This window comes from Sulfuricurvum sp. PD_MW2 (assembly GCF_002633015.1).
Classification (GTDB): domain Bacteria; phylum Campylobacterota; class Campylobacteria; order Campylobacterales; family Sulfurimonadaceae; genus Sulfuricurvum.
This window is the reverse complement of the sequence record NZ_NSIU01000069.1, coordinates 1-1,192: the sequence shown is the minus strand read 5'-3', so window position 1 is coordinate 1,192 and position 1,192 is coordinate 1. Positions and strand designations below refer to the sequence as shown.

The 1,192-nt window shown below is 27.4% G+C and carries 2 protein-coding genes; one reads left to right on the top strand and one right to left on the bottom strand.

Annotation, left to right across the window (positions count from 1 at the left end; genetic code table 11):
* Positions 1 to 352 precede the first annotated feature (352 nt).
* A complete protein-coding gene (locus CJD30_RS11645) occupies positions 353 to 718 on the top strand; it encodes a hypothetical protein (protein ID WP_294919348.1) in 366 nt (121 codons plus the stop codon).
* A gap of 45 nt (positions 719 to 763) precedes the next feature.
* Here CJD30_RS11645 and CJD30_RS11640 read toward each other — a convergent pair.
* Positions 764 to 1,192 (bottom strand): hypothetical protein (locus CJD30_RS11640; RefSeq protein ID WP_294919345.1); only part of this gene is annotated, 429 nt, incomplete at its 5' end.

Below are 1,192 nucleotides of genomic sequence, written 5' to 3'. Positions count from 1 at the left end.
GTCAGAAAGCCTATATAAAAGCTATTTTACTGCAACTAAAGAGTGAAAGATGAATATCATTAAGAAATTACTGTTCGAACTTTTAGTAAACACTAAAAAAGAGCTTCAGATTGCTGAAACTCCTTTGTTTAGGGCTTATAAAATGTTAAAAAACCGATATGGAGGCCCTGAAAAGTTCGATATTAGAACTTATAAACAATTATTGTCAAGGATTAATTTTGATGATTTGAAAGAATTTTATAGGTCTATCATTAAACTCTAGTCCTTTATCTATTTCAAAATACTGGGCATAATATATTAAATAAGAATAATTTATGTAGTATTATATGTAAAATATTAAAAAGGGTTTTTTATGAAATTAGATTGTAATAGTATAGAAACAATAAAAGATATTAATGATCAAATAGATTATGATGACAAGGTTGATGGTGGTTCGAAAGATGCAAGTGAAGTTAGTTGTGGACAGAATAATAGCAATGAATTGCAAAATAAGTATAATGAACATTTTAAAACAATTCAAGGAATACCCGAGAAACTGATTGCATCAATAATGTGCCATTGTTGCAATAAACTAAAGCCAACAGGAAAAGAAAAAGTATCTTGGTTGGAGTTTTATAAATGTATGAAAACTCGTGTCAATTCAGAAAATCATCCTAAGACATTTAATAAATTGAATGAATTAATAGCATGGCATGAGGCGCGAAATAAAAAAAGCTAAAAACATAGAAGAACTTTAGTGTCCTTTTTTATTGTCAATCTTGATTTAATAATTTGGGTAAGCTAAAAATAGTAAAAGTATTAATACTCCAATTATTTTTAATTTACTGATATTTAGCTGTAGCAACAAAATCATCAATAAGATATATGACAAGACAATAATCGCAAATGATGCAGTTACTCTATATTGTAAATAGAGCTTTGCTTGTTCTTGTAGTACTTGAAACATAGTAGTTCTATTGGCTATAGAAATTTCAAGTTCTCTGATTTTTAGGTTGTTTTCAAAATCATTTTTTTTGTTATTTTTGTATAGATATAGCAATTCATTTTCCTGATTTGCTGTGTAATATTCTTGATTCAATTGGAGCTGTACTTTTTGTTGTTCAATATCCGTATAACCTATTCCACTTGTATACAAAAGTGTAGCTGCCGAAAAATAGACAAATAATATTTTGATGATATTTTCTTTTTGCTC

Coding starts and splice junctions, on each gene's coding strand:
- CJD30_RS11645 (WP_294919348.1), top strand. CDS start 353: ATGAAATTAGATTGTAATAGTATAGAAACAATAAAAGATATTAATGAT.